Source organism: Kosakonia sp. H7A, assembly GCF_003028445.1.
Taxonomy (GTDB): Bacteria; Pseudomonadota; Gammaproteobacteria; order Enterobacterales; family Enterobacteriaceae; genus Kosakonia; species Kosakonia radicincitans.
Window position 1 is genome coordinate 1 of the sequence record NZ_PYTZ01000142.1, and the last position, 433, is coordinate 433.

Below are 433 nucleotides of genomic sequence, written 5' to 3' on the forward strand. Positions count from 1 at the left end.
CGGTGATGCGCTCGGTCACCGGATGCTCCACCTGGATGCGGGTGTTCATCTCGATGAAATAGAAGCGGCCGTTCTCGAACAGGAACTCGAACGTACCCGCACCGCGATAGCCGATGCGCAGGCAGGCTTCTACGCACACCTTGCCGATCTCGTTGCGCAGTTCCTCGGTGATACCCGGTGCGGGCGCTTCCTCCACCACCTTCTGGTGGCGACGCTGAATCGAACAGTCGCGCTCGCCCAGGTGGATCGCATTGCCCTGGCCATCGGCCAGCACCTGGATCTCGATGTGGCGCGGGTTCTCCAGGAACTTCTCCATGTAGACCTGGTCGTTGCCGAATGCCGCCTTGGCCTCCGACTTCGTGGTCTCGTTGGCGGTCTTCAGCGCGCCTTCCACGTGCACGACGCGCATGCCGCGGCCCCCACCGCCACCGGC

1 pseudogene is annotated in these 433 nt (G+C 64.2%); it reads right to left on the minus strand.

Features of this window, described 5'->3' with window-relative positions:
* Nucleotides 1–433, minus strand: a pseudogene (locus CWM66_RS28625) (acetyl-CoA carboxylase biotin carboxylase subunit); the annotation flags it as partial.